Origin of the sequence: Pseudomonas sp. Marseille-P9899 (assembly GCF_903166565.1) — a bacterium.
Lineage (GTDB): Bacteria > Pseudomonadota > Gammaproteobacteria > Pseudomonadales > Pseudomonadaceae > Aquipseudomonas > Aquipseudomonas huaxiensis.
The window spans coordinates 87,928-113,307 of sequence record NZ_CAESCG010000011.1; the positions used below are offsets into that span (position 1 = coordinate 87,928).

The 25,380-nt window shown below is 63.5% G+C and carries 23 protein-coding genes and 1 riboswitch; of the genes, 16 read left to right on the forward strand and 7 right to left on the reverse strand.

Translation table 11 applies throughout. The features are described 5' to 3' along the window. Positions 1–25: 25 nt before the first annotated feature. A complete protein-coding gene (locus tag HWV67_RS30470) occupies positions 26–796 on the forward strand; it encodes a glycosyltransferase family 2 protein (protein WP_175653914.1) in 771 nt (256 codons plus the stop codon). 62 nt (positions 797–858) lie between these two features. Further along, positions 859–1,950, forward strand: a complete 1,092-nt coding sequence (locus tag HWV67_RS30475; protein WP_371929361.1) for an O-antigen ligase family protein — start codon at positions 859–861, stop codon at positions 1,948–1,950. Between the two features lie 36 nt (positions 1,951–1,986). Here HWV67_RS30475 and HWV67_RS30480 read toward each other — a convergent pair whose 3' ends face one another. After that, positions 1,987–2,631 carry a toluene tolerance protein gene (locus HWV67_RS30480; protein WP_175653916.1) on the reverse strand — a complete coding sequence of 215 codons (645 nt, stop codon included), beginning with the start codon at positions 2,629–2,631 and terminating at the stop codon, positions 1,987–1,989. A gap of 102 nt (positions 2,632–2,733) precedes the next feature. Between HWV67_RS30480 and msbA the strand changes: the two genes are divergently transcribed. Continuing rightward, positions 2,734–4,536, forward strand: a complete 1,803-nt coding sequence (msbA, locus tag HWV67_RS30485; protein ID WP_175653917.1) for a lipid A export permease/ATP-binding protein MsbA — start codon at positions 2,734–2,736, stop codon at positions 4,534–4,536. Positions 4,537–4,656: 120 nt separating this feature from the next. Then, positions 4,657–6,078 (forward strand): bifunctional D-glycero-beta-D-manno-heptose-7-phosphate kinase/D-glycero-beta-D-manno-heptose 1-phosphate adenylyltransferase HldE, encoded by a 1,422-nt coding sequence (gene hldE / locus HWV67_RS30490; RefSeq protein ID WP_095155912.1) that lies wholly within the window; start codon positions 4,657–4,659, stop codon positions 6,076–6,078. A 54-nt stretch (positions 6,079–6,132) separates the two neighbouring features. Here the strand turns inward: hldE and HWV67_RS30495 are convergent, their stop codons facing one another. From HWV67_RS30495 to HWV67_RS30510, 4 genes are all read right to left on the reverse strand, one after another. Then, positions 6,133–7,086: a metal ABC transporter ATPase gene (locus HWV67_RS30495; protein ID WP_095155913.1), complete on the reverse strand. Its 954-nt coding sequence runs from the start codon at positions 7,084–7,086 to the stop codon at positions 6,133–6,135. 49 nt (positions 7,087–7,135) lie between these two features. After that, entirely contained in the window at positions 7,136–7,948 is an 813-nt protein-coding gene (locus HWV67_RS30500; protein WP_175653918.1) for an aldo/keto reductase, read from the reverse strand. After that, positions 7,945–9,120: an NAD(P)/FAD-dependent oxidoreductase gene (locus HWV67_RS30505; RefSeq protein ID WP_175653919.1), complete on the reverse strand. Its 1,176-nt coding sequence runs from the start codon at positions 9,118–9,120 to the stop codon at positions 7,945–7,947. The genes HWV67_RS30500 and HWV67_RS30505 overlap by 4 nt, the downstream gene beginning before the upstream one ends. Positions 9,121–9,189: 69 nt before the next feature. Then, the gene (locus HWV67_RS30510) at positions 9,190–9,522 is read right to left on the reverse strand and encodes a DMT family transporter (protein WP_175653920.1); all 333 of its coding nucleotides are present in this window, start codon (positions 9,520–9,522) and stop codon (positions 9,190–9,192) included. Between the two features lie 91 nt (positions 9,523–9,613). Here HWV67_RS30510 and HWV67_RS30515 point away from each other — a divergent pair, with 91 nt between their 5' ends. Further along, positions 9,614–10,504, forward strand: coding sequence for a LysR family transcriptional regulator (locus tag HWV67_RS30515; RefSeq protein ID WP_175653985.1), 891 nt, complete (start codon positions 9,614–9,616; stop codon positions 10,502–10,504). Positions 10,505–10,569: 65 nt separating this feature from the next. Continuing rightward, on the forward strand, positions 10,570–11,841 hold the full coding sequence (gene waaA, locus HWV67_RS30520; protein WP_175653921.1) for a lipid IV(A) 3-deoxy-D-manno-octulosonic acid transferase: 1,272 nt from the start codon (positions 10,570–10,572) through the stop codon (positions 11,839–11,841). A 55-nt stretch (positions 11,842–11,896) separates the two neighbouring features. Here waaA and HWV67_RS30525 read toward each other — a convergent pair whose 3' ends face one another. After that, positions 11,897–13,336 (reverse strand): TolC family outer membrane protein, encoded by a 1,440-nt coding sequence (locus tag HWV67_RS30525; RefSeq protein WP_175653922.1) that lies wholly within the window; start codon positions 13,334–13,336, stop codon positions 11,897–11,899. Between the two features lie 142 nt (positions 13,337–13,478). Beyond that, positions 13,479–13,584: riboswitch (TPP riboswitch) on the forward strand. Between the two features lie 148 nt (positions 13,585–13,732). On the opposite strand from HWV67_RS30525, the gene thiC reads away from it, so the two are divergent. Both thiC and cytX read left to right on the forward strand, forming a co-directional pair. Next, a complete protein-coding gene (gene thiC, locus HWV67_RS30530) occupies positions 13,733–15,622 on the forward strand; it encodes a phosphomethylpyrimidine synthase ThiC (RefSeq protein ID WP_175653923.1) in 1,890 nt (629 codons plus the stop codon). A gap of 105 nt (positions 15,623–15,727) precedes the next feature. After that, complete coding sequence (gene cytX, locus HWV67_RS30535; protein ID WP_175653924.1) at positions 15,728–17,011, forward strand: putative hydroxymethylpyrimidine transporter CytX; 1,284 nt, start codon at positions 15,728–15,730, stop codon at positions 17,009–17,011. Here the strand turns inward: cytX and HWV67_RS30540 are convergent. Continuing rightward, positions 16,980–17,726 (reverse strand): RsiV family protein, encoded by a 747-nt coding sequence (locus HWV67_RS30540; RefSeq protein WP_175653925.1) that lies wholly within the window; start codon positions 17,724–17,726, stop codon positions 16,980–16,982. The genes cytX and HWV67_RS30540 overlap by 32 nt on opposite strands. A 186-nt stretch (positions 17,727–17,912) precedes the next feature. On the opposite strand from HWV67_RS30540, the gene HWV67_RS30545 reads away from it, so the two are divergent. The 8 genes from HWV67_RS30545 (at position 17,913) to HWV67_RS30580 (ending at position 25,376) form a co-directional block, all read left to right on the forward strand. Continuing rightward, positions 17,913–18,530 carry an NUDIX domain-containing protein gene (locus tag HWV67_RS30545; protein ID WP_175653926.1) on the forward strand — a complete coding sequence of 206 codons (618 nt, stop codon included), beginning with the start codon at positions 17,913–17,915 and terminating at the stop codon, positions 18,528–18,530. Continuing rightward, positions 18,521–18,973 (forward strand): DUF1249 domain-containing protein, encoded by a 453-nt coding sequence (locus tag HWV67_RS30550; RefSeq protein WP_175653927.1) that lies wholly within the window; start codon positions 18,521–18,523, stop codon positions 18,971–18,973. Before HWV67_RS30545 ends, HWV67_RS30550 begins: the two co-directional genes overlap by 10 nt. Before the next feature lie 107 nt (positions 18,974–19,080). Beyond that, a complete protein-coding gene (locus HWV67_RS30555; protein ID WP_175653928.1) occupies positions 19,081–20,340 on the forward strand; it encodes an FAD-dependent oxidoreductase in 1,260 nt (419 codons plus the stop codon). A gap of 76 nt (positions 20,341–20,416) precedes the next feature. Further along, positions 20,417–21,223 carry a 3',5'-cyclic-AMP phosphodiesterase gene (cpdA, locus tag HWV67_RS30560; RefSeq protein ID WP_095155925.1) on the forward strand — a complete coding sequence of 269 codons (807 nt, stop codon included), beginning with the start codon at positions 20,417–20,419 and terminating at the stop codon, positions 21,221–21,223. Positions 21,224–21,328: 105 nt separating this feature from the next. Beyond that, complete coding sequence (locus tag HWV67_RS30565; RefSeq protein ID WP_175653929.1) at positions 21,329–21,937, forward strand: YqiA/YcfP family alpha/beta fold hydrolase; 609 nt, start codon at positions 21,329–21,331, stop codon at positions 21,935–21,937. 36 nt (positions 21,938–21,973) lie between these two features. Further along, positions 21,974–23,878, forward strand: a complete 1,905-nt coding sequence (parE, locus tag HWV67_RS30570) for a DNA topoisomerase IV subunit B (protein ID WP_110971448.1) — start codon at positions 21,974–21,976, stop codon at positions 23,876–23,878. Continuing rightward, positions 23,875–24,861 carry an esterase-like activity of phytase family protein gene (locus HWV67_RS30575; RefSeq protein WP_175653930.1) on the forward strand — a complete coding sequence of 329 codons (987 nt, stop codon included), beginning with the start codon at positions 23,875–23,877 and terminating at the stop codon, positions 24,859–24,861. Before parE ends, HWV67_RS30575 begins: the two co-directional genes overlap by 4 nt. Next, positions 24,858–25,376 carry a retropepsin-like aspartic protease family protein gene (locus tag HWV67_RS30580; protein ID WP_175653931.1) on the forward strand — a complete coding sequence of 173 codons (519 nt, stop codon included), beginning with the start codon at positions 24,858–24,860 and terminating at the stop codon, positions 25,374–25,376. The genes HWV67_RS30575 and HWV67_RS30580 overlap by 4 nt, the downstream gene beginning before the upstream one ends. Positions 25,377–25,380: the final 4 nt, after the last annotated feature.

Here is a 25,380-nt window from a genome sequence, read left to right on the forward strand (position 1 = left end):
CGTTTTTTACCGAGGAAGAATAACAATGGTCTTCAGCGAGAGCAGTGAGATCACCTTGATGGTGACCAGCTGTGGTCGGTTCGACCTGTTGAAGCGTACGCTCGAAACATTCGACCGTTTCAATACCGCGCCCATTCGCGAGGTGTTCATCACCGAAGACTCGGGTGACGAAGCCGTACGCGATTGCATCCCGGCAGCCTGGCGAGATCACACCACGTTCATCGTCAACAAACCCAAGCTGGGCCAGATGCGTTCGATCGACGCCGCTTACGCGCAGATCAAGACGTTCTGGGTCTTCCACTGCGAGGACGACTGGGACTTCTATCGTCCGGGCTTCATTGAAGAGTCGCAGGCCCTGCTCGAAGCTGACCCGCAAGCCCTGCAAGTGTGGCTGCGCAGTTTCAATCACGATCTTCAGGTGCACAGCCCGTACGTCTTCCTCAATGAGCGGCAAGTGGTACAGGGCATCCCGTTCTATCAGTTGGGCTCGGAAAAGGCCGACTGGCAGGGTTTTTCGTTCAACCCGGGGCTGCGCCGCCTGGCGGATTACCAGCAGCATGCGCCCTATGCTGCGCACTCTGGCGAGAAGAGCCTTTCCCGCCTGTACGCGGCGGAAAACCGCTATGCATTGATTCTGGAAAATGATGCGGTGCTGCACACCGGATTTGGAGAGCATGTCGAGTTGCCGCAAGAACGCGTCAACAAGCTTCGACGTAAACGCAGGGATCGCATCAAGCTCATAGGCAGCGTTGCCGTTGGCGTGGTGATAGGTTTTCTGATTAACGCTGTTTTGTGAGGTCAAGTGTGGGAAACAGAACAAGTCGGAGCTACTTCGCCGTAGCCACGATCATCTTTCTTTTGAGCTACATCCTGATGGCATCGTCGAAATGGACGAATAACATCTTCTACGCCTTTATTGCGTTGCCGGGACTGGTGTTCCTGATCAAGGAGCGAGGTGCTGGCCTGGTGCAGCAGCCGTTGGTCTGGGCCTGGCTGGTTTTCCTGCTGTGGTTCCTGGTGCCCGCCGCGATTGCGGGGGATGGCCAGTTCTACAAACACATCCTGTATGTGGGACTGTTCGTCTTCATCATCGCTGCGTTGGTCGAGCCTGACTTCTTCCGGCACCCGGCGTTTGTGCGGTGCATGTTCTGGATTCTCTGCGCTTACATTTACGGGTTTGCAGCCTATGCCTATCTGAGCGGGATCCATGCGTTCGGCGAGCGTGTCAACCTGCTGCCATCCCGCCTTGAGAACGTTATCTACGCGAGTATCTGGTTGCTCTGTGCGCTGGCCTTGGCGTTCCCTCTGTGGTTGAAGGAGCGTCGCTGGATTGAAGCGCTCAGTGCTGTGGTGCTGAGCCTCTTCGCTGTGGTGTTTGTCTTGCAGACTCGAACGGCGCTGGTGGGTGCTGTCTTCCTGTTGGGCTTCTGGGCGGCTTACAGCATCTGGCGTTTCCCGAAGCGTGGGCTGATAGGGCTGGCGATTGGTGTCGTGGTCGCCGGGGTTGTGCTCTGGATCATCAGCAACCAGGCCTGGTTCACTGGAATGATGGCGCGTGGTGACTCCTTCCGGATCGAGCTGTTCCGGATCATGGTGGGTGAGTGGCAAAATTGCGGTTGGCTGCTCGGCTGCGGGGTCGAATTCAAGACCGACAAAATGCTTGCGGGCTCAATGCCGATTCAGCATCCGCACAACATCTTTGTGGCGCTGGGGCTGTATACCGGCGGGGTATCGCTGGTTCTGTTTGGCGTGGTGATGGCTGCGACACTGTGGCAAGCCTGGCGTCTGCGCGACGCGTGGGGACTGTTCCTGGCTGCTTCGCTGGTGATGTTGAACTTCGACGGCAGCAAGCTCATCGGCAACCCCGACGAGCTCTGGCCTCTGGTGCTGTTGCCGGCAGCAATGGTGCTGGGACGAGTGGTCCAGTCACCCAAGCGCTGGTTGATCTGATGCATCCTGCGACCACCTTTGGGTGGTCGCTTCGTTTCAGGCCTTCGCCAGGGCGGCGGTGAGATCGGCGGGCTTGCAGATGGCCTGCGCCGCCAGGTAAGCACGTTCGAACACATCACTGCCGTTGCCCAGCAACCAGGCGCGATCTTCCTTGTAGCGCAGCATGTGCTTGAAGTTGCGTAGCCGTTGGATCTTGCGCAGTGGGCGGCGGTAGGTGCGCATGTCGGCGATGTCGATCAGGCCGAGTTCGCCCTCGGGCGTCAGCACCACATTGCCCAGGTGCGCGGAGCGGAAGTAGATGCCTTTCTCGTGCAGCCGGGCGATGAAAATGCCCAATTGACGTCGCAGGTTGTCACCGCTGTCGGGATCATCCAGCAACTGGCGCAGGGTCTTGCCCGGCAGCGGGTCGTAGTGCACTGCATCGCGGGCGATGTCGGCGATGCGATAGACCTCGCGTACGCGAGGGCAGGGGATGGCCCGTTCGGCCAGGGTCTTGCAGTTGTCGGCAAAACGGCGTGCGTAGGGGTACCAGGCAGCCGAACTGATCAGGCGCTTGCGGCGGAACAGCTTCAGCATCGAGCCGTCACGCAGGCGTAATACCTTGTCTCCGGTGCCGTCGGCCTCCAGAACGTGCGCACCTTCGCGCAGGGCAAGGTAGCGGGCATGGTCGAGCGCTTGCATCGAAACTCCGGTGTAAAGGCCAGCCGGCTATATTACCTCAGCAGGAAGTGGCAAAAAGTGCTTGTGATACAATCCCGCCTCTTTTTCACATGACGGATTCTCATGACTGCCCCCGAATCGTCTGCCCCTTCGAGTATGAAGATCTACTTCCGTCTGCTGAGCTATGTGAAGCCCTATGTGGGCATTTTCCTGGTCAGTATCGTCGGGTTCGTTATCTTCGCCTCGACCCAGCCCATGCTGGCCGGCATCCTCAAGTATTTCGTCGATGGATTGAGCAACCCCGAAGCGGTGCTGTTCCCCACCGTGCCGTATCTGAAGGACCTGCAACTGCTCCAGGCCGTGCCCCTGCTGATCGTACTGATCGCGGCGTGGCAGGGTCTTGGTTCATTCCTGGGTAACTACTTTCTGGCCAAGGTCTCCCTGGGCCTGGTGCACGACCTGCGGGTCGAGCTGTTCAACAAGCTGCTGGTCCTGCCCAACCGCTACTTCGACAACAACAACTCCGGTCACCTGATTTCGCGCATCACCTTCAACGTGACCATGGTCACCGGCGCCGCGACCGACGCCATCAAGGTGGTGATCCGTGAAGGCCTGACCGTGGTGTTCCTGTTCATCTACCTGCTGTGGATGAACTGGCAACTGACCCTGGTGATGCTGGCGATCCTGCCGCTGATTGCCGTCATGGTGAGCAGCGCGAGCAAGAAATTCCGCAAGCAGAGCAAGAAGATCCAGGTGGCCATGGGGGACGTGACCCATGTCGCTTCGGAAACCATCCAGGGCTATCGCGTAGTGCGCAGCTTCGGCGGCGAGCAGTACGAGCAGGAGCGCTTTGCCAAGGCCAGCCAGAGCAACACCGACAAGCAACTGCGCATGACCAAGACCGGCGCGGTCTACACGCCGATGCTGCAACTGGTGATCTACACCGCCATGGCGGTGCTGATGTTCCTGGTGCTGTTCCTGCGCGGTGATGCCACCGCTGGCGACCTTGTAGCCTATATCACTGCTGCGGGCCTGCTGCCCAAGCCGATCCGCCAGCTTTCGGAAGTCAGCTCGACCATCCAGAAAGGCGTGGCCGGTGCCGAGAGCATTTTCGAACAACTGGACGTCGAGCCTGAAGTCGATAGCGGCACTGTCGAGCGTGATCGCGTCAGCGGCCGGCTGGAAGTGCGCAATCTGACCTTCTCCTATCCGGGCACCGAGCGCTTGGTGCTCAGCGACATCAATTTCAGCGCCGAGCCGGGGCAGATGGTCGCTCTGGTCGGACGTTCGGGCAGCGGCAAATCGACGCTGGCCGGGTTGATCCCGCGGTTCTACCAGCACGAGCATGGCGAGATCCTGCTCGATGGCGTCGAGGTCGAGGACTATCGGCTGCGCAACCTGCGCAAGCACATCGCCCAGGTGACCCAGCATGTGACCCTGTTCAACGACAGCGTCGCCAACAACATCGCCTATGGCGATCTGGCCGGCGCGCCCCGCGAGCAGATCGAGGCCGCCGCCGCCGATGCCTACGCCAAGGAGTTCATCGAGCAACTGCCGCAGGGCTTCGACACCCAGGTTGGCGAAAACGGCGTGCTGCTGTCCGGTGGCCAGCGCCAGCGTCTCGCGATTGCCCGCGCACTGTTGAAGAACGCACCGCTGCTGATCCTCGACGAAGCCACCTCGGCGCTGGATACCGAATCCGAGCGGCATATCCAGGCAGCCCTGGATCAGGTGATGAAGGGCCGCACCACCCTGGTGATCGCCCACCGCCTGTCGACCATCGAAAAGGCCGACCTGATTCTGGTCATGGATCAGGGCCGGATCGTCGAGCGCGGTACGCACCAGCAGTTGCTCGCCGAGAACGGCTACTACGCCCGCCTGCATGCCATGGGGCTGGATGAGCCAAGCAAGGCTGACATCACCTGAAACACCTTCGCCAGGGCGTCTTGCGCCCTGGCCCGCACGGCGCGGCGCTGGCTGTAATCTGGCTGGCGCGAAGCCTGTGCTAATATCCCGCCCCTGTTCATTTTGTCTGATGGGTTCTCCATGAAGTTGTCCATGCCGCGTTTCGATCAAGCCCCGGTACTGGTGGTCGGCGATGTCATGCTCGACCGCTACTGGCATGGCGGTACCTCCAGAATCTCGCCTGAAGCGCCGGTGCCGGTGGTCAAGGTCGAGCAGATCGAGGACCGTCCGGGCGGTGCGGCCAACGTTGCGTTGAACATTGCCGCGCTCGGTGCGCCGGCTGCGCTGGTCGGGGTTACCGGCCAGGACGAGGCCGCCGACAGCCTGGCCAACAGCCTGCAAGCAGCAGGCGTGCGCTCGGTGTTCCAGCGCATCGCCCACCAGCCGACCATCGTCAAACTGCGGGTCATGAGCCGTCACCAGCAACTGCTGCGTATCGATTTCGAAGAGCCCTTTGCAACCGACCCGCTCTCCCTCGGCGCGGAAGTCGACGCCTTGCTGGAAGGGGTGAAAGTGCTGGTCCTGTCCGACTACGGCAAGGGCGCACTGAAGAATCACCAGAGCCTGATCCAGGCCGCTCGCGAGCGCGGCATTCCGGTGCTGGCCGACCCCAAGGGCAAGGATTTTTCCATCTACCGTGGCGCCAGCCTGATCACCCCGAACCTCAGTGAGTTCGAAACCATCGTCGGCCGTTGCGCCGACGAGGCCGAACTGGTGGCCAAGGGCGGCGAGCTGATGCGTGACCTGGAACTGGGCGCCTTGCTGGTGACCCGCGGCGAGCACGGCATGACCCTGCTGCGCCCGGAGCACCCGGCCCTGCACCTGCCAGCCCGCGCCCGTGAAGTGTTCGATGTGACCGGTGCCGGCGACACGGTGATTTCCACGCTGGCCGCCGCCATCGCCGCCGGTGAAGACCTGCCCCACGCGGTCGGTCTGGCCAATCTTGCTGCCGGTATCGTGGTCGGCAAGTTGGGTACGGCCGCAATCAGTGCCCCGGAACTGCGCCGGGCGATCCAGCGCGAAGAAGGCTCCGAGCGCGGTGTGCTGAGCCTCGATCAGTTGCTGCTGGCCATCGATGATGCGCGGGCGCACAACGAGAAGATCGTCTTCACCAACGGCTGCTTCGACATTCTCCATGCCGGTCACGTGACCTACCTGGAACAAGCACGCGCCCAAGGCGATCGCCTGATCGTTGCGGTCAACGACGACGCCTCGGTGAGTCGCCTGAAAGGGCCGGGCCGTCCGATCAACAGCGTCGACCGGCGCATGGCCGTGCTGGCCGGCCTGGGTGCTGTGGACTGGGTCATCAGTTTCGCTGAAGGTACTCCGGAAAACCTGCTGAGCCAGGTCAAGCCGGATGTGCTGGTCAAGGGCGGTGACTACGGCATCGATCAAGTGGTCGGCGCCGATATCGTCAAGGCCTATGGCGGGACGGTGAAGGTGTTGGGGCTGGTGGAAAATAGCTCGACCACGGCGATTGTCGAGAAGATCCGCAAGAACTGATTCAAGAAAAAGACGGGCCCCGTTCGCGATGAAACGTCGCGAACGGGGCCCGAATCATTTGCCCAGGCTACCCCGGGCAATCTGCAGCAGCTTGCCAGTCAACCGCTGCAACCCGCTGGCCGGCTTCGTCGGGGCCAGGCCTTGCTGCCTGAGCCAATCCTTCCAGCGAATTCTTTCGTCCCGCACCACCCAACCGTCCTGCCGGGCGAAGCTCTCGGCCAGGTACAGGCCGCGCGTGCTTGCCGGCAGCAGGCGGTCTTTTTTCAGGTGGTACAGCTCGGGCAGCGGCTGGCCGTCTTCAAGCGGCATCAGGTAGAGATCGGGACGACTGCGGTTGAGCCGGGCGACCAGTTGATCGCCTTCCAGACGCTCATCGACATGGAACAGGCTCAGCGACTTGGCCTCCTTCGGTACCTGCAGGCGCAGGTCGTAGATCAGTTGCAGCGATGCGGTCGGCAGGTGCACGTAGGCGCGTGGGCGCTCGATCAATTGCAGGTTGCCGCAGCGCACCGGTCGCGCCGCGCCGGAGTGCGGGGTGAGGACGAAGGGCAGTGCTTCGCGATAGTGCAGCGCTTCGGCATACGGGGCCGGTAGCCAGGTCTCGTTGAAGCGGCCGCCGAGCCAGCCTTCCGGGGTTTCCAGCAGGCATTCTTCGGCGACCTCCTGCACCGCCGTGTGCAGCGGCAGATTGAGTTCCTGGGCGGGGACGTAACCGGAGATCAGCTTGAGCACCACGTCGCCGCGGTCCTGGCGGCGCTGGCGTACCAGCACCCAGTAATCGCGGTTCTGCCAGTGCAGGGTCAGTCGTACCGACACCCCGAGGTTTGCCAGTTCGACAGCGAAGCGCTCGCTGTCGGGAACCTGGATGGCTTTGCGCCGTTGCAAGGTCTGGGCGAAGTTCAGTGGCCGGCCGATGCTCTGGTAGCTCAGGCCATCGGGGCCGGCTTCAACATGCAAGGGAAGGGTCTTGAAGTTGCTCGGATTCTTGCGGATCAGCGTTCGCGGCATGTCGGCTCCTTCTTGCGTTGGGGTCGGCCGCGGCGGCGGCTCAGCGGGTTCAGCGCTTGCGTAGCACCTGGGAAACGGTGGCCACGTTGTGGGCCAGGTGCACCGGATTGATGGTGCCGACAATAGCACTGGTCACGCCGGGATGGCCAAACAGCAACTCGAAGCTGGCACGCACCGGATCGACGCCCGGGCTCAGGCACACGTGACCGCTGGCCAGGGCCTTCTTCACCAGAATGGCCTTGTTGTGGCTGGCGGCGTAATCGAGCACCGGACGCTCGGCCTGTTCGTTGAGATTGTAGGTGACCATGGCGCAGTCGCCCTGCTCCAGGGCTTTCAGGCCGCCCGCGGCGGTCTTGCCGGAGAAGCCGAAGCCGCGAATCTTGCCTTCCTGCTTGAGCAGGGCGAGGGTCTGGTAGACCTCCTCGATGTCGAGGATATGCAGGTCGTCACCGTTGGAGTGCACCAGGACCAAATCAATACATTCTGTTTCCAGGCGCTTCAGGCTGCGTTCCACCGACGCTCGGGTGTGCGCGGCACTGAAGTCGAAACGCGACTGGCCGTCGTCGAACTCTTCGCCGACCTTGCTGACGATCACCCACTCATCACGCTGGCCGCGCAACAGCGGGCCGAGGCGTTCTTCGCTGCGGCCATAGGCCGGCGCGGTGTCGATCAGGTTGATGCCCAGTTCGCGGGCCTGGGCCAGCAACTGACGGGCTTCGTGATCGTCCGGGATGGTGAAGCCGTTGGGGTATTTGACCCCTTGGTCGCGGCCCAGTTTGACCGTGCCCAGGCCCAGTGGCGAAACCGACAGGCCGGTGCTGCCCAAGGGGCGATGAAGGTCGTGCAGGGTGGGCAAGGTCATGGCAGCAGTTGCTCCCATACCGGTTGCGCCAGCGGTGGCTTGGGCAGGTCGGGCAGGGCGGGGAGATTGCCGGGCTTGATGCCGTCGCGCTCCAGCGCGTGGAGGACGCGATCGGCGAAGTCCGGTGCCAGCGCGAGCTTGGTCGGCCAGCCCACCAGCAGTCGTTGCTGGTCGGCGATAAAGGCGTTGTCTGGCCGGACCAGCCCGGATTGCGCAGGCTCGGCGCGGTCGACCCGCAAGGTGGCCCAACACACCTGGCTCAGGTCGACCCATGGCAGCAGGTTGGCGACTTCTTTCTTCGCCGCGGCGATCTGTGCGTCGGGTTCGCGGGCCACGCCATCGGCTTCGGCCAGGTCGCCGCCGAGGTACCAGACCCACTGGCCGTCGGCGGCCGGGTGAGTGGTCACGGTGATGCGCGGTTTCGGTCCGCCTCCCAGGCAGTGGGCATACAGCGGCTTGAGGCTCGGGCCCTTTGCCAGGACCATATGCAGCGGTCGACGCTGCATCGCTGGCTGGCTCAGGCCGAGATCGGCCAGCAGGTCAGCGGTGCCGGCGCCGGCACTGAGGACGACGCGTTGAGCGCGAATCTCGCGATCATCGACCCGCAGGCCGACCAGCTCGTCACCGTCGCGCAGGGCTTCGATTCGCTCGCCAGCCAGCAGGCTGTCGCCGGCAAGTTCGGCCAGGCGTTCGAGCAGGCTTGGTACATCGACCACCAGTTCGGCCAGGCGATAGACCTTGCCCTTGAAGGCGCGGTCTTGCAGGGCCGGCGGCAATTGCTCGCCCTTGACCTGATCGACCCGGCCGCGCACGGCCTTGCTGGCGAAGAAGCTGGTGAGGTTGCCGGCGAGGGTGCCGGGAGACCAGAGATAGTGGGCCTCGGACAGCAAACGAACGCCGGACAGGTCCAGCTCGCCGTTGCCGGCCAGCGCCTCGCGCCAGCGCCGCGGCATATCGGCGATGGCTTCGGAGGCGCCGGTGAGGGCGCCGTGCAGCGCGTATTTGGCGCCGCCGTGGATGATGCCCTGAGACTTGAGGGTTTGCCCGCCGCCAACACTGGCCCGTTCCACCAATACCGTCGAATAGCCCAGTTGCCGCAGCCGGGCATTGAGCCAGAGACCCGCGACCCCTGCGCCGACGATCAGGACGTCGGTGGAAATTACCGATGGCATGCACTTACCTCACAAGCTTGGACAGGTGGGCAAGTATACAGCCTGTTACGCGGGTGACCCCTTCTGGTGTCAATGTCCGGTGGTTTTCGAGAACAGCTGGATCACCACCACGCCGCCGACGATCATCGCCATGCCGAAGATGGCCGGCATGTCGAGCTTCTGGCCGTAGATCACCAGCGCAGCGATGCTGATCAGCACGATGCCCAGGCCCGACCAGATCGCGTAGGCGATGCCCACCGGAATGCTGCGCACCACCAGGGTCAGCATCCAGAACGCCACCGCGTAGCCACCGATCATCAGCGCCAGTGGCAGCGGGGTGCTGAGGCCCTTGACCGCTTTCATCGAGGCGGTGGCAATGACTTCGGCGCAGATGGCGATAGCGAGGTAGGCGTAGGCATTCATGGTGGTTGCTCCTGGGTTCTGGTCGAGCATTCTAGGGATTGGCCAGATGCGGTAAAGTCATTTCCTATCGGGTTTGGAGATAGGTTGCATGATTCATCCGCAGTGGAATCTGGAGCAGGTGCGTCTGTTCGTCGAAGTGGCGGAGCAGCGTTCGTTTTCGGCGGTGGCCCGGACTGAGCGGCGGGCGCAATCGGCGGTCAGCACCGCCATCGCGCTGCTGGAGGATGACCTGGGACTGACCCTGTTCGAGCGTAGCAGCGGCCGCCAGCCGCAATTGACCGAAGCCGGCGCGGCGCTGCTCGAGGATGCTCGCGAGCTGTTGCGTCAGTGCGAACGTCTGGAGGGCAGGGCGTCGGCTCTATTGCGCGGGCAGGAGCCGTGTTTGCGCCTGGCGCATGACGAGGCGATGCCGTATTCGCCGGTGGTCGAAAGCCTGGATGAGTTGTCGCAGCGCTTCCCCTTGCTGGAAGTTCAGTTGGCCAGCAGCGCTCAAGGCGATGTCGCCCGCCAACTGGTCGAGCGGCGTGCTGACCTCGGCCTGATGTTCCATCACCAGCGTGTGCCCGATGCGCTGGAGCGTCGGGCGCTGGGCAGTATCGAGATGGTCACGGTATGCACGGTCGGGCATCCGCTGACGAAGCTGGAGCGGGTCACGTGTGAGCATCTGTCGCGCCACCGGCAACTGCTGGTCAACCCGCGAGACAGCGGTTACGCCGGCGGCGAACCGGCCAGCCCGCAGGTGTGGCGGGCGGACAGTTTCTACGTCATGGCTGAACTGTTGATGCGCGGACTGGGCTGGGCCTGGCTGCCGCGGCATGTGGCGCAGTACCCGATGTATCAGCAGCACATGATCGAGCTGGACTGCGAATGGCATCCGCCAGCGTTGGTGGTGGAACTGGCGTGGCGCCGGGATGAGCCATTGGGGCCGGCGGCGCAGTGGCTGGCGGAGCGGTTTGCGGAGCATCTGCGAGCGATGGGCTAAGTTCACTCGCGAAGGGCTGCACGGCAGCCCCAAAACCATCAACACTCCTTGTAAACTTCCGCGCCATGAACAGAACCCTCTATACCTTGCTTTTCCACCTGGGCCTGCCGCTCGTCGCGCTGCGCCTGTTCCTGCGCGGGCGCAAGGCGCCGGCGTATCGCCAGCGCATCGCGGAGCGCTTCGCCTTCGGCTTGCCGCCTTTGCAGCCGGGCGGCATCTGGGTGCATGCGGTCTCAGTCGGTGAGAGCATCGCGGCGGCGCCGATGATCCGTGCGCTGCTGGAGCGTTATCCACAGTTGCCGATCACCGTGACCTGCATGACTCCGACCGGCTCGGAGCGGATCAAGGCCATGTTCGCCGGCGAGCCGCGCATCCAGCACTGCTACCTGCCGTATGACCTGCCCTGGGCGGCAGCGCGTTTCCTCGACCGGGCCAAGCCGCGGCTGGCAGTGATCATGGAAACCGAGCTGTGGCCCAATCCTATTCATCAGTGCGCAAAACGCGGGATTCCGGTGGCGTTGGCCAACGCCCGCCTGTCCGAGCGTTCGGCCCGTGGCTACGCGCGCTTCGCCGGGCTGACCCGGCCGATGCTGGCGGAAATGAGCCTGTTCGCGGTGCAGACCGAAGCCGAGGCCGAGCGCTTCCGCCAGTTGGGCGCGCGACCTGAATGCGTACAGGTGACCGGCTCGATCAAGTTCGACCTGAAGATCGATGAGCAACTGCTGCCTCGCGCACAAGCGCTGCGCGAGCAGTGGGGCGCTGGTCAGCGGCCGGTATGGATCGCCGCCAGCACCCACGACGGTGAGGACGCGCTGATTCTCGAGGCCCACCGGCAACTGCTGGAAGTGCATGCCGATGCGCTGCTGATCCTGGTGCCGCGGCATCCGGAGCGTTTCGACGCGGTCTATGGGTTGTGCAGCGAGCAATTCGCGACGGTGCGCCGCTCTTCCGGCGCGTCAGTGGATGGTCAGACCCGCGTGTTGCTGGGCGACACCATGGGCGAGTTGCTGTTTCTCTATGCCCTGGCGGATATCGCTTTCGTCGGCGGCAGTCTGGTCCCGACTGGCGGGCATAACCCGCTGGAGCCGGCGGCGCTGGCGTTGCCGGTGATCATGGGACCGCACGTGTTCAACTTCCTTGAGATCAGCGCGATGCTGCGCGAGGCGGGTGCCTTGCAGGACGTGGACGATGCCGAGGGGCTGGCGGCGGCGGTGCGGCGGCTGGTGGAGTTGCCGCAGGATGCGCGGAAGATGGGTGAGGCGGGCGTGGCGGTGATGCGGGCCAATCAGGGGGCGCTGCAGCGCTTGCTGGATGGGCTGGGGGCGTTGATCAGATAAATCGATGCAACCTGATCGCTGCGGTTCGGTGCCCCGAACCGCAGCGATGAGTGCCTTACGGCCGAGCCTCGAAATTGGCCTTGGCCGCTGCCGCCAGATCCGGTGGCAGGAAGTCCTTGTCCGGGTTGTAGTCCGGCTTCAGCCAGCGTCCCAGGTCTTGCAGATCCTGCGGGCTCAACGTCCCCGCCGCCTGCCGCAGCCGCAGGTTGTCGAGGATGTAGTCGTAGCGGGTGTTGTTGTAGTCGCGCACCGAGGTGTAGAGCTGGCGCTGCGCGTCGAGCACGTCGACGATATTGCGCGTACCGACCTGATAACCGATTTCCGTGGCTTCCAGCGCGCTCTGGTTGGAGATGATCGACTGCTTGCGCGCTTGCACCTGCTCAACGTCGGTGTTGACCGCGCGGTGCAGATTGCGGGTGTTTTCCACCACCTGGCGGCGCAGGCTTTCGCGCTGCTGCTCGGTCTGGCTCAGGCGCTGGTACGCCTCGCGCACTTGCGAGCTGGTCAGGCCGCCGCTGTACAGCGGGATATTCAGTTGCAGGCCGATGGTGGTCTGCTCGACATCGCCACGGTACGACTGGCCGCCCAGGCTCGCGTTCGGGTTGGTGAAGCCGAGGCTGTCGTTGTCACCCTTCTGGTAACGGGCCACCGCGTCGACGGTCGGCGCGTGGCCGGCCTTGCGCTGGCGCAGGGTTTCTTCGGCGGCGCTGACGGCATGGTTGGTGGCTTGCAGATTGAGGTTCTGCTGGGTGGCGGTGTCGACCCAGGCCTTGGCGTCGTTTGGCACCGGCACTTGCACCGGCAGGGTGTGAACGACGCCCTGTAGCGCGTTGTATTCGCGGTTGGTCAGGGTCACCAGCGCCTCGAAGGCGTCCTGCACGCGGCGCTCGGCAATCAGCCGGTTGGCCCGCGCGGTGTCATAACTGGCCTGGGATTGCAGCACGTCGGTCTTGTCCGAGAGACCGACGTCGAAGCGCTCGTTCGACTGGTCGAGCTGGCGCTTGAATGCCGCTTCCTCGGCCTTGGTCGAGGCCAGGTTGTCCTGGGCGCGCAGCACCGCGAAGTAGTTCTCGGCGCTTTGCAGGATCAGGTTCTGCTCGGTGGCAGACAGCTCCAGCGCGGCCTGCTCGTTGACGGCTTCGGCGGCTTGCAACTGGAACCAGCGGTCGGCGCGGAAGATCGGCTGCGAGAGGGTCGCCTGCCAGGAGTTGCCGCTGCGGTTGGCGGTCACCGACGGTTGGTCGATGTGCGTGCGGCTGTTCATCATCTCGGCGCCGGCAGACAGGTTCGGCAGCAGCCCGGCGCGGGCCTGGGGCACGACTTCACGGCGGGCACCGTAGTCGGCACGGGCGGCAGCGAGGTCGGCGTTATTGTTCACGGCTTCCTGGTAGACACTGACCAGGTCGGTCCTGGCCGACAGGGGTGCGTCTGCTGCCCAGGCCATTCCGTTGGAAGCAAAAGACACGGCGAGCGCCAGTGAAAGTTTGCGCAGCATAGGGCGGTCCTTGAACGAAGAGGGTAATTCAGACCAGCGAGTGTAGTTCCGTGGACACTTTGCAACAATCTGACATTTGCGCCATTTATCGTGCCTGTGCTTAGGGGGTTGGCGTTTGCCGCGACTCCAGTCTAGACTGGCCGGGTTCTTGTCGGGGTGCCTTGCGTTGAGGCTGAGATCGGATAATTCCGGATCCCGTTGAACCTGATCAGGTTAGCGCCTGCGTAGGGAACAAGATTGCTCGCTTTCCCGCGAGCCCTCTTGTGCCGGGTCCGGGAAATGTCGAGTCAGCCTCCATGGCAACAGACACCCCCGTATTCAGCACAGCACCGCCTCCGGTGCGTCCGTGCCTTCATCAGGTTCACTCCGACATCCAACCCGTCTGGAGAGCCTGTGATGACCAAACAAGAAAAATATCCCGCCAACCTGAGCGAGTCCGCGCAGGTCGATCAGCAGTCCGTACAACCGTTTACCCGTTCGCGCAAAATCTATGTCGAGGGCTCGCGCCCGGACATCCGCGTGCCGATGCGCGAAATCAGCCTGGATGACACCCCCACCGATTTTGGCGGCGAAGCCAACGCCCCGGTGCTGGTTTATGACACCTCCGGCCCGTACACCGACCCGAGCGTGATCATCGATGTGCGCAAAGGCCTGGGCGACGTGCGCTCGGCCTGGATCGACGACCGCGCCGACACCGAGCGCCTTGAAGGCCTGTCTTCCAACTTCGGCCAGCAGCGCCTGAACGATGTCGAGCTGACCAAGCTGCGCTTCGCCCACGTACGCAACCCGCGCCGCGCCAAGGCCGGGGCCAACGTCAGCCAGATGCACTACGCGCGCAAAGGCATCATCACTGCGGAGATGGAATACGTCGCCCTGCGCGAAAACATGAAGCTGCAGGAAGCCCGCGCCGCCGGTCTGCTCAAGCAGCAGCACGCCGGCCACAGCTTCGGCGCCAGCATCCCGAAAGAAATCACCGCCGAGTTCGTCCGCGAAGAAATCGCCCGTGGTCGCGCGATCATCCCGGCCAACATCAACCACGTGGAGCTGGAGCCGATGATCATCGGCCGCAACTTCCTGGTGAAGATCAACGGCAACATCGGCAACAGTGCCCTCGGTTCGTCCATCGAAGAAGAAGTGGCCAAGTTGACCTGGGGCATCCGCTGGGGCTCGGACACCGTGATGGACTTGTCCACCGGCAAGCACATCCATGAAACCCGCGAGTGGATCATCCGCAACTCGCCGGTGCCGATCGGTACCGTGCCGATCTACCAGGCGCTGGAAAAGGTCAACGGCGTGGCCGAAGACCTGACCTGGGAGCTGTTCCGCGACACCCTGATCGAACAGGCCGAGCAGGGCGTCGACTACTTCACCATCCACGCCGGTGTGCTGCTGCGCTATGTGCCGCTGACCGCCAAGCGGGTGACCGGTATCGTCAGCCGTGGCGGCTCGATCATGGCCAAGTGGTGTCTGGCGCACCACAAAGAGAACTTCCTCTACACCCACTTCGACGAAATCTGCGAAATCATGAAGGCCTACGACGTCAGCTTCTCGCTGGGCGATGGCCTGCGTCCGGGCTCAATTGCCGACGCCAACGATGAAGCGCAGTTCGGTGAGCTGGAAACCCTCGGCGAGCTGACCAAGATCGCCTGGAAACACGACGTCCAGTGCATGATCGAAGGCCCTGGCCACGTGCCGATGCAGTTGATCAAAGAGAACATGGACAAGCAGCTCGAGTGCTGCGACGAGGCGCCGTTCTACACCCTCGGCCCGCTGACCACCGACATCGCGCCGGGCTACGACCACATCACCTCGGGCATCGGTGCGGCGATGATCGGCTGGTTCGGTTGCGCCATGCTTTGCTACGTCACGCCCAAGGAACACCTGGGCCTGCCGAACAAGGATGACGTGAAGACCGGGATCATCACCTACAAGATCGCCGCCCACGCCGCGGACTTGGCGAAAGGTCATCCGGGCGCGCAGATCCGCGACAACGCCCTGAGCAAGGCGCGCTTCGAGTTCCGTTGGGAAGACCAGTTCAACCTCGGCCTGGACCCGGACACCGCGCGCTCGTTCCACGACGAGACCCTGCCGAAGGACTCGGCCAAGGTGGCGCATTTCTGCTCGATGTGCGGACCGAAGTTCTGCTCGATGAAAATCACCCAGGAAGTGCGTGAATACGCCGCCAACCAGCGCATCGAAGCGGTGGATGTGGCAGTCGAAGACGGCATGCGCGAGCAGGCCGAGCGGTTCCGCCAGGAAGGCAGTCAGTTGTACAAGAAAGTCTGAGGTATCCGGCGCGGTGTGCTTCTGGTGCATCGCGTCGGTTGTTTTGGGACCGCTAAGCGGCCCCAGGTTTCCGAATTCAACAAAAATCCTGCCGAGACCACTGTCGTGCCCACACCCAGCAACTATTCCCCCGACTCCCCCGTCCCCACCCACCAGCGCACGTTTGGCGCTCGTGACCTGTTCTCCCTGTGGTTCTCCCTCGGCATCGGCCTGATGGTGCTGCAGACCGGCGCCTTGCTGGCGCCGGGCCTGGGGCTGGCCGGGTCGATTCTGGCGATCGGCTTGGGAACGCTGGTCGGGGTGCTGTTGCTGGCTGCCGTCGGGGTGATCGGCAGCGACACCGGCCTGTCGGCCATGGCCGCCCTGCGCCTGAGTCTGGGGCGGCATGGCGCGGCATTGCCGGCGGTGCTGAACCTGCTGCAACTGATCGGCTGGGGCTCGTTCGAGATCATTGTCATGCGCGACGCCGCCAGCCTGCTCGGCGCCCAGTCGTTCGGCGAGAACAGCCTGTGGAACAGTCCGCTACTTTGGACCTTGTTCTTCGGCGGTCTGGCCACCTTGCTGGCGGTGAGCGGTCCGCTGACCTTCGTGCGTCGGGTGCTGCGCAAGTGGGGCATCTGGCTGCTGCTGGGGGCCTGCCTCTGGCTGACCTGGAACCTGTTCGCCAAGGCTGATCTGGCGGACCTCTGGGCGCGTGCCGGTGACGGTTCGATGTCGCTGGCGGTGGGCTTCGATATCGCCATTGCCATGCCGCTGTCGTGGCTGCCGCTGATCGCCGACTATTCGCGCTTCGGCATGCGCGCCACCCGCGTCTTCGGCGGCACCGCGCTGGGCTTTTTCATCGGTAACTTCTGGCTGATGAGCCTGGGCGTGGCCTACACCCTGGCCTTTGCCCCGAGCGGCGAGGTCAATGCCCTGTTGCTGGCCCTGGCGGGTGCCGGGCTGGGTATTCCGCTGCTGCTGATTCTGCTGGATGAATCGGAAAACGCCTTCGCCGACATTCACTCGGCGGCGGTATCCAGCGGCCTGCTGTTGCGCCTGAAAGTGGAACACCTGGCCCTGGCCATCGGCGTGCTGTGCACCTTGATCGCCTGCTTCGCGCCGTTGGCGCAATACCAGAACTTCCTGCTGTTGATCGGCTCGGTGTTCGCGCCGCTGTTCGGTGTGGTGCTGATGGACCACTTCGTCCTGCGTCGCCGGCGCCTGCCGATGCACGTCAAGTCGCTGCACGGCGGCGCGTTGGTGGCGTGGGCTGGCGGGGTTGTGACCTACCATGCGCTGGCCAACTACGCGCCGGACGTCGGTGCAACCCTGCCGGCGCTAATGCTGGCGGGGCTGCTTTACGGCGTGCTGGGTTTCAACCGCGGCCGGGAAACAGCTCTGGCTTGATCACCCCGTTCAGGCGCGGGTAGGGGATCTTCAGTTCGACGTGACCCATCACGTAAGGCGCGATGGCGTACACGTCGTACTTGAGCACCACGGCACCGTAGGTGAGGGCGATGTGCGGCGTCTTGCGGAACGGCCAGGTCTTCACGAACTCGGCATCCTGGTCGAGTTTGCTGCTGATCAGCCAGCCACGGTGCGCTTCCTCGGCGGTCTTCCAGAACGTCGCTTCCTGACCCGGCACCAGCATGTCCTGCAGGGTCAGGACCTTTTCCTGCTGGCGCGACCAGTTGATGAACGCGCGGCCCGGCGCGCCGTGGGCGCCGCCAGTGTCCAGATAACTGGACAGTTCGATGATCACCAGTCCGTCATGCTGCTCACGTACCTTGGCTTGCAGGTAAGTGCTGTGGCGGCTTTCGGCCGAGCGCAGGAAGGCATCTTCGTAGGCTTTGAGCGAACTCGGCACGGCAGCGCCGTCGCCGTCGCGGGTCAGTTGCAGCAGGCCGCGTTCGATGATCGGATCGAGCTGCGGCTCACCCGGGAAATGCAGGGTGTCGATGTTCACCAGTGGGCAATCGCTGGCGCTGCAACCGGGCTTGATGTGCTCCCAGGCGTCGCGCTTGACCTCCAGCGGCTTGCGCATGTTGGGCTGGAAAAAGCTCTGGCACGCTCCCAGGGTAAGGGCCAGGACAGCCACGGTGGTCAGTTTGACAAGTGTCATGATGATCCTTGTAGAACAACGGTGATCGGGCTTGGACCGTAGGCACTGCCTTCGGTTCGCCACTAAGCTTGAATAGACCGGCGGTGCCTATCCTCGCAGCCTCCGGGTTGACTTTAAAGAGGGTGAAAGCCGAGGGTACGCGGGGTAGGATGGCGCGAAGTAGCACGTGAGGTATTGGGGATTTTCATGACAGACAAAACGAACACCGTTCCGACCGCCGTTGAGATCGTCCGGCGCGAGAACTGTTTCAAGGGATTCTACCGGCTGGACCGGGTGCACCTGCGGCATGAACTGTTCGCCGGCGGTATGGGACGCGAGATCAGCCGCGAGCTGTTCGTCCGTCACGACGCTGTGTGCGTCTTGCCCTACGACCCGCAACGCGACGAAGTGGTGCTGATCGAGCAGTTTCGGGCCGGCGCTCTGGGCAAGGTTGAAAACCCTTGGCTGGTGGAGCTGGTCGCCGGTCTGATCGACAAGGACGAGCAGCCGGAAGAAGTTGCGCACCGTGAAGCGCAGGAGGAAGCTGGGCTCGAGTTCAGCGCACTGTGGCCGATGACCCGCTACTTCCCGTCACCTGGCGGCAGCGACGAGTTTGTTCACCTGTATCTGGGGCGTTGCAGCAGCGAGGGGGCTGGCGGGCTGCATGGCCTGGAAGAAGAGGGCGAAGACATTCGCGTGCGGGTCTGGGCATTCGAGGATGCCTTGCAGGCCGTGCGCGATGGGCAGATTGCCAATGCGGCGACGATTATCGCCTTGCAGTGGCTGGCCTTGAACCGTGATGAAGTCAGGGGGCTGTGGTCGTGAACCTTGCACGCGAGCGTTATCGGGTCGATCTGGTTGGCTTGCAGGCTGCCTGCGAGGCCAATTACGCCCGTCTGATGCGCCTGCTGCCAGACATGCGCAACGCAACCAGCTCGCGTCGCATCGGTATGACCCAGGGCGACCAGATGCTTGGCGTCCTGACGCTGGAAGTGGTGCTGACCTGCCCTTACACCACCACTTTGCGGGTGCGCCAGGAACACAGCCTGCCGTGGCTGCCGGTGCCGCAACTGGAAGTGCAGGTCTACCACGACGCGCGCATGGCCGAAGTCATCAGCGCCGAGCACGCCCGGCGTTTTCGCAGCGTCTATCCCTATCCCAACGAATCGATGCACCAGCCGGACGAGAAGGCCCAGCTCAACCTGTTTCTGGGCGAATGGCTGACTCACTGCCTCGCGTGTGGCCATGAGCTGGCGATCGTTCGCTGAATTGCGTACGAAATCTCTATACAGCCGTTTAGCGCCAAACTCTTAATCCTGACGTATGCCTCGCCTGCGTTTCATCACGCCTTTGTGATCGAACGCAGGAGAGAGGCATGCAAATCGCAGTGATTGGAGCGGGCTGGAGTGGTTGTCACGTTGCGCTGGAGTTGGCCGGGCGGGGGCATCAGGTCCTGCTGATCGAGCGTGAGCCGGACATTTTCAACGGGGTGTCCGGAAGCTTCGGCATTCGCTTGCATAAAGGGCCGCATTACCCGCGCTCGCGCTCGACGCGTGAAGTCTGCGCGGCGACGCTGGAGCGCTTCTGCGCCCACTACCCGGAATTGGTAGTGGGGCATGAGTACGCGGTGTATGCCCATGGCACGCTGGATGCGATCGGGCGCCCCTCGAAAGTGTCGAACGAGGTATTCGCCGAGGTCTGTCACGAATCGCCGGAATGCCGTCAGATTGATCCTTCGGCGTGGGGCTACACCAACCTCGAAGCAGCCTACGACCTGGACGAGCCAAGCGCCGTGCTCGGCGGGCGTCTGCGCGACTACTTTCGTGCGCGGCTGGCTGCGGCGGGCATCGAGGTCCGCTGCAACAGCCAGGTCCTGGAAGCAGCCGAGTCGGCCGGACCGTTCAGGTTGCTGCTGGAAGGTGGCGAGGTGGTGCAGGTCGATCGGGTGATCAACGCCACCGGGTATCAGTCACTGGTTCCGCAAATCGAGGCGGCGGCGCCCGAGACGGGGCTCGAAGTGGTCTATCAGGTCTGCCTTGGCTTGCAGTACGAAGACAGCCGGCCCGGGCTGAAGCCGATCTCGTTCATTGTCATGGACGGCTGGTTTCCGTGCCTGATGCCGCAAATAGACAGTCATGCTCAACAGCCCTGCAACTACGTGCTGACGCATGGCTGCTACACGATCCTGGGCTCGTATGCCACGCCCGCGCAGGCCGAGGCGCTGCTGGCGTCGCTGGATGACGCTTTCGTCGAGTCGCGGGTGCGCCCGCTCAGCGAGCAACAGATGTGCCGTTTCTGGTCGGGGTTCCTGCCGCGTTTCCGCTACACCGGCTGGAAAGGCGTAGTGCTGGCAAAGCTCAAGACGCGTTCGGAATTTCGCAGTTCGGTGGTGTTCGAGCAGGCGGGGATCATTCATGTGTTCCCGGGAAAAATCACCAATGTGCTGCAGGCGGGGGATGAAGTGCTGGCATTGCTTGAGGGCGAGGTGTGCGTGGAAAGGGATGGCCTGCGCTATGTGAAGGACGGGGTGCTGGACACCGCCCGGCACGAGATTCGCAGCAGACCGCTGGTCGGCGAGGCGAACACTGCCGGGTTGCAGACCCATGAAATGTTGAGATCAACGGAACATGTGTGATCGGCCCCGCATTCCGGGGCTTGGCCCGGCCAATTGGCTGGCCGCATAATCTGGCCTTTCTTCCGAGGACTACGTCTTGCCGAGCACGAACCCCGAGGCAGCGCCGATTCTGTTGGTGCAGCTTTCCGACAGTCATCTGTTTGCCGATGCCGATGGCTCGCTGTTGGGCATGAATACCCACGAGAGCCTGCAACGGGTGATCGAGCGGGTTCTGGTCGAGCAGGAACGGGTGGACCTGGTGCTGGCGACGGGCGATCTTTCTCAGGATGGAACCGAAGCGTCCTACGAGCAATTCCGCCGTATGACCGCCGTCATCGATGCGCCGGCCCGCTGGCTGGCGGGCAATCACGACGAGCCGCTACCGATGGAGCGCGTCGCGGCCGGGACCGACGTGCTCGATCCGGTGACCGATATCGGCAATTGGCGGGTGTTGATGCTCAACTCGGCGATTCCCGGCTCCGTGCCGGGTTTCCTCGACGACAGCCAGTTGAGCCTGCTGAAACAGGCCCTGGAAAGTGCCGATGGACGGCATTGCCTGATCTGCTTCCATCATCAGCCGGTGTCCATCGGTTGCGCGTGGATGGCGCCGATCGGCCTGCGCAACCCCGAGGCGCTGTTTCAGGTGCTGAAACCTTATCCACAGGCCCGCGCGCTGCTCTGGGGGCATATCCACCAGGAGTGGGACCAGCAAGTGGACGGTCTGCGGCTGCTGGCGTCGCCGTCGACCTGCGTGCAGTTCGAGCCCGGCAGCGACGACTTCAAGGTCGACGAGCGCGCCCCCGGTTACCGCTGGCTGGCGTTGCACGACGACGGACGGATCGAGACGGGCGTCTCGCGGCTGAAGGATTTCGCCTACACCGTGGACTACGGCAACGGTTACTGACGCATCAGGCAAACTCTAAAGCTGATTCATTTCCCGGTTAACAGGCTAAACTGCGCGTTTTTCTGCCCGGTCAATCCGGGCGATTCACCTGAGACTGGGGGCGGAATGTCGGGCTCGATCCTTTACATCCACGGTTTGAACAGCGCGCCGAGTTCCATGAAGGCCAGCCAGTTGCAGGCCGTCATCGACCAACTGGGTCTTGCCGGGCAGTTGCGCGTTCCGGCTCTGCATCACCATCCGCGCCAGGCCATTGCGCAACTCGAAGCTCACATTGCCGAACTGGGCCAGCCCTTGCTGGTCGGCAGTTCCCTCGGCGGCTACTATGCCACCCATCTGGCCGAGCGCCACGGGCTGAAAGCACTGCTGATCAACCCGGCGGTCAATCCGCATCGGTTGTTCGACGGCTACTTGGGCACCCAGACCAACCACTACACCGGTGAAACCTGGGAGCTGACCCACGACCACGTGCAGGCCCTGGCCGAGCTGGAAGTGGCGCCGCCTGTCGACCCGGCGCGTTACCAGGTCTGGTTGCAGACCGGTGACGAAACCCTCGATTACCGCCACGCCGAACGCTTCTACCGGGCCTGTGCCTTGCGTATCGAAGCCGGCGGCGATCACAGTTTCCAGGGCTTCGCCTTGCACCTGCCGGCACTGCTGAGTTTTGCCGGCATTGATCCGCAGGCGTATCAAAGCCTCGATTTTTCTGTATTTTGATTGCTTATTTTCATCTACGAATGACGACGAGAACCCATGGCCAATCCCAGCGCTAGCGCCTATAACGCAGACGCCATCGAAGTCCTCTCGGGCCTTGACCCGGTACGCAAGCGTCCGGGCATGTACACCGACACCAGCCGCCCCAACCACCTGGCCCAGGAAGTCATCGACAACAGCGTCGACGAAGCCCTGGCCGGGCATGCCCGTTCGGTGCAGGTGATCCTGCATGCCGACCATTCCCTGGAAGTCTGCGACGACGGTCGCGGCATGCCGGTGGACATCCATCCCGAGGAGGGCGTGTCCGGGGTCGAGCTGATCCTCACCAAGCTGCACGCCGGCGGCAAGTTCTCCAACAAGAACTACCAGTTCTCCGGCGGTCTGCACGGCGTGGGTATCTCGGTGGTCAACGCCCTGTCCAACCAGGTCCGCGTGCGGGTCAAGCGTGACGGCAACGAGTACCAGATGACCTTCGCCGATGGCTACAAGGCCAGCGACCTGGAAGTCATCGGCACGGTCGGCAAGCGCAACACCGGCACCAGCGTGTATTTCTCGCCGGACCCGAAATACTTCGACTCGCCCAAATTCTCCATCAGCCGCCTGAAACATGTGCTCAAGGCCAAGGCCGTGCTGTGCCCTGGGCTGCTGGTCAGCTTCGAGGACAAGGGCACCGGCGAGAAGGTCGAGTGGCATTACGAAGACGGCCTGCGTTCCTACCTGGTCGACTCCGTCAGCGACTTCCTGCGCCTGCCCGACGAACCGTTCTGCGGCAGCCTGGCCGGTAACAAGGAAGCCGTGGACTGGGCCCTGCTGTGGCTGCCCGAGGGCGGCGACAGCGTTCAGGAAAGCTACGTCAACCTGATCCCCACAGCTCAGGGCGGCACCCATGTGAACGGCCTGCGCCAGGGCTTGCTCGATGCCATGCGCGAGTTCTGCGAGTTCCGCAACCTGCTGCCGCGCGGCGTCAAGCTGGCGCCGGAAGACGTCTGGGAGCGGATCAGTTTCGTGCTCTCGATGAAGATGCAGGAGCCGCAGTTCTCCGGTCAGACCAAGGAACGCCTGTCCTCCCGCGAGGCCGCGGCGTTCGTCTCCGGCGTGGTCAAGGATGCCTTCAGCCTGTGGCTCAACGAGCATCCTGAACTGGGCATGCAACTGGCCGAACTGGCGATCAACAACGCCGGTCGTCGCCTCAAGGCGAGCAAAAAGGTCGAGCGCAAGCGTGTCACCCAGGGTCCGGCGCTGCCGGGCAAGCTGGCCGACTGCGCGGGCCAGGACCCGATGCGCGCCGAGCTGTTCCTGGTCGAGGGTGACTCCGCCGGTGGTTCGGCCAAGCAGGCCCGGGACAAGGAATTCCAGGCGATCCTGCCGCTGCGCGGCAAGATCCTCAACACCTGGGAAGTGGATGGCGGTGAAGTCCTGGCCAGTCAGGAAGTGCACAACATCGCGGTGGCCATCGGTGTCGACCCGGGTGCCGCCGACCTGAGCCAACTGCGCTACGGCAAGATCTGCATCCTCGCCGACGCCGACTCCGACGGCCTGCACATTGCCACCTTGCTCTGCGCCCTGTTCGTCCAGCATTTCCGCCCGCTGGTGGAAGCCGGCCACGTCTATGTGGCGATGCCGCCGCTGTACCGCATCGATTTGGGCAAGGAAATCTACTATGCCCTCGACGAAGCCGAACGTGACGGCATCCTCGACCGCCTGGTGGCCGAGAAGAAGCGCGGCAAGCCGCAGGTCACCCGATTCAAGGGTCTGGGCGAAATGAACCCGCCGCAGCTGCGCGAAACCACCATGGACCCGAACACCCGCCGCCTGGTCCAGTTGACCCTCGACGACCTCGAGCACACCCGCGAAATCATGGACATGCTGCTGGCGAAGAAGCGCGCGGGCGACCGCAAGACCTGGCTGGAGAGCAACGGCAACCTGGCCGAGGTCATGGCTTGATCCGTCTGCTGCTGGCGACCTTGCTGTCGCTGGTCGCGCTGCCTTCGCTGGCCGAGCCCTGGCCGGAGCTGAAGATGCTCTCCGAGCATCCGGTCGAAGGCATGCGCGGCGGCAATCTGTCGGGGCTGGCGATGTGCAGCGGTGCGCTGTGGACAATCTCCGACCGCGACGACGATCTGCTCTACAAGCTCGATACCAGCGCCCAGGTCTGGCAGGCCACCGGCCTGCAACTGGCCGTGCCGCCGGTGCCGGACGCCGGTTTTCCGCTGGGCCTGCGCTCGCGGCAATGGGCCGCCTCGCTGGTGCGCGGCGGTGACCTCGATTTCGAGGGCCTGAGTTGCGACGCGGCGGGTAACCACTACATCGTCAGCGAAGCCCACGCCGCGGTGCTGCAAGTCCCGCAGGACGGGCCGCCGACCTGGCTGCGAATCGACCCGAGCATGATCCGCCAGGCCCGCGCCAGTGGCATGTTGCTGCACTTCAACGCCCTGTTCGAAGGGTTGGCGGTGAGCCCGGCGGGTGACCATCTGTGGCTGGCGGCCGAGCGCGAGCGCCGCGGCCTGCTGCTGATCAATCGCAAGCAGACCACCTGGACCTGCGGCGATTCCTGTGTGCTGCTCAGCGAAGCCGGCACCGAGATGCAGCCGGAGCAGTTTCCCAAGGCGCGTGAAGTCTCGCGGGACTTTTCCGATCTGGCGTTGTTCGAGGGCAAACTGTTTACCCTTGAGCGCAACGCCTACCGCATCTGCCGTCGTGACGCGCAGAGCGGTGTGGTAGAGCGTTGCTGGTCGTTCGCCGCTGATGCGCTGGTCGATTCGCGGCGCTACACCCAGCCTTACGGCCTGGCCGAGGCCCTGGTGATCGACGCCGAAGGTGCCTGGATCGGCCTGGACAACAACGGCGGCACGCGTGCGGATGGCGAGGATCGTCCGGTGGTCTGGCGGTTCGCCGCGCCGAAGGGCGGCTGGAGCGCGAAGAAATGAGCCAGTCGCCGGGTCAGCGCATCGGGCGGGTGTTCATGGTGTTGGCCTGGGCAGCCGGGTTGTTTCTCGCCACGCGCTTTTTCGGCGCCTGGGAAGAGAAGCAGATGAACCCCAACAGCCAGATCACCTCACAGCACGGTGAGGGTTACGTCGAGGTGCGCCTGGCCGGTAATGGCCAGGGCCACTTCGTTGCTGACGGCCTGATCAACGGTCAGGCTGTTCATTTTTTGCTCGATACCGGGGCCACGGATGTGGCGATCCCGGAGCCCCTGGCCCGTGGTTTCGGCCTGGAGCGCGGCGCCCCGGTGACCGTCAGTACCGCCAACGGCCGGACCGAGGGCTACCGGACCCGTCTGGACAGCCTGCAATTGGGCGATATCCTCCTGCGCGACGTTCGCGCCCTGGTGGTTCCGGGGCTCGATGGCGAACAGGTACTGCTGGGCATGAGTGCCCTGAAACAACTTGAATTCACCCAGCGCGGCGGCACCTTGCTGCTGCGCCAGACCTTGAAATGATGAG

Coding starts and splice junctions, on each gene's coding strand:
- HWV67_RS30470 (WP_175653914.1), top strand. CDS start 26: ATGGTCTTCAGCGAGAGCAGTGAGATCACCTTGATGGTGACCAGCTGT.
- HWV67_RS30480 (WP_175653916.1), bottom strand. CDS start 2,631: ATGCAAGCGCTCGACCATGCCCGCTACCTTGCCCTGCGCGAAGGTGCG.
- msbA (WP_175653917.1), top strand. CDS start 2,734: ATGACTGCCCCCGAATCGTCTGCCCCTTCGAGTATGAAGATCTACTTC.
- hldE (WP_095155912.1), top strand. CDS start 4,657: ATGAAGTTGTCCATGCCGCGTTTCGATCAAGCCCCGGTACTGGTGGTC.
- HWV67_RS30495 (WP_095155913.1), bottom strand. CDS start 7,086: ATGCCGCGAACGCTGATCCGCAAGAATCCGAGCAACTTCAAGACCCTT.
- HWV67_RS30500 (WP_175653918.1), bottom strand. CDS start 7,948: ATGACCTTGCCCACCCTGCACGACCTTCATCGCCCCTTGGGCAGCACC.
- HWV67_RS30505 (WP_175653919.1), bottom strand. CDS start 9,120: ATGCCATCGGTAATTTCCACCGACGTCCTGATCGTCGGCGCAGGGGTC.
- HWV67_RS30510 (WP_175653920.1), bottom strand. CDS start 9,522: ATGAATGCCTACGCCTACCTCGCTATCGCCATCTGCGCCGAAGTCATT.
- waaA (WP_175653921.1), top strand. CDS start 10,570: ATGAACAGAACCCTCTATACCTTGCTTTTCCACCTGGGCCTGCCGCTC.
- HWV67_RS30525 (WP_175653922.1), bottom strand. CDS start 13,336: ATGCTGCGCAAACTTTCACTGGCGCTCGCCGTGTCTTTTGCTTCCAAC.
- thiC (WP_175653923.1), top strand. CDS start 13,733: ATGACCAAACAAGAAAAATATCCCGCCAACCTGAGCGAGTCCGCGCAG.
- HWV67_RS30540 (WP_175653925.1), bottom strand. CDS start 17,726: ATGACACTTGTCAAACTGACCACCGTGGCTGTCCTGGCCCTTACCCTG.
- HWV67_RS30545 (WP_175653926.1), top strand. CDS start 17,913: ATGACAGACAAAACGAACACCGTTCCGACCGCCGTTGAGATCGTCCGG.
- HWV67_RS30555 (WP_175653928.1), top strand. CDS start 19,081: ATGCAAATCGCAGTGATTGGAGCGGGCTGGAGTGGTTGTCACGTTGCG.
- HWV67_RS30565 (WP_175653929.1), top strand. CDS start 21,329: ATGTCGGGCTCGATCCTTTACATCCACGGTTTGAACAGCGCGCCGAGT.
- parE (WP_110971448.1), top strand. CDS start 21,974: ATGGCCAATCCCAGCGCTAGCGCCTATAACGCAGACGCCATCGAAGTC.
- HWV67_RS30580 (WP_175653931.1), top strand. CDS start 24,858: ATGAGCCAGTCGCCGGGTCAGCGCATCGGGCGGGTGTTCATGGTGTTG.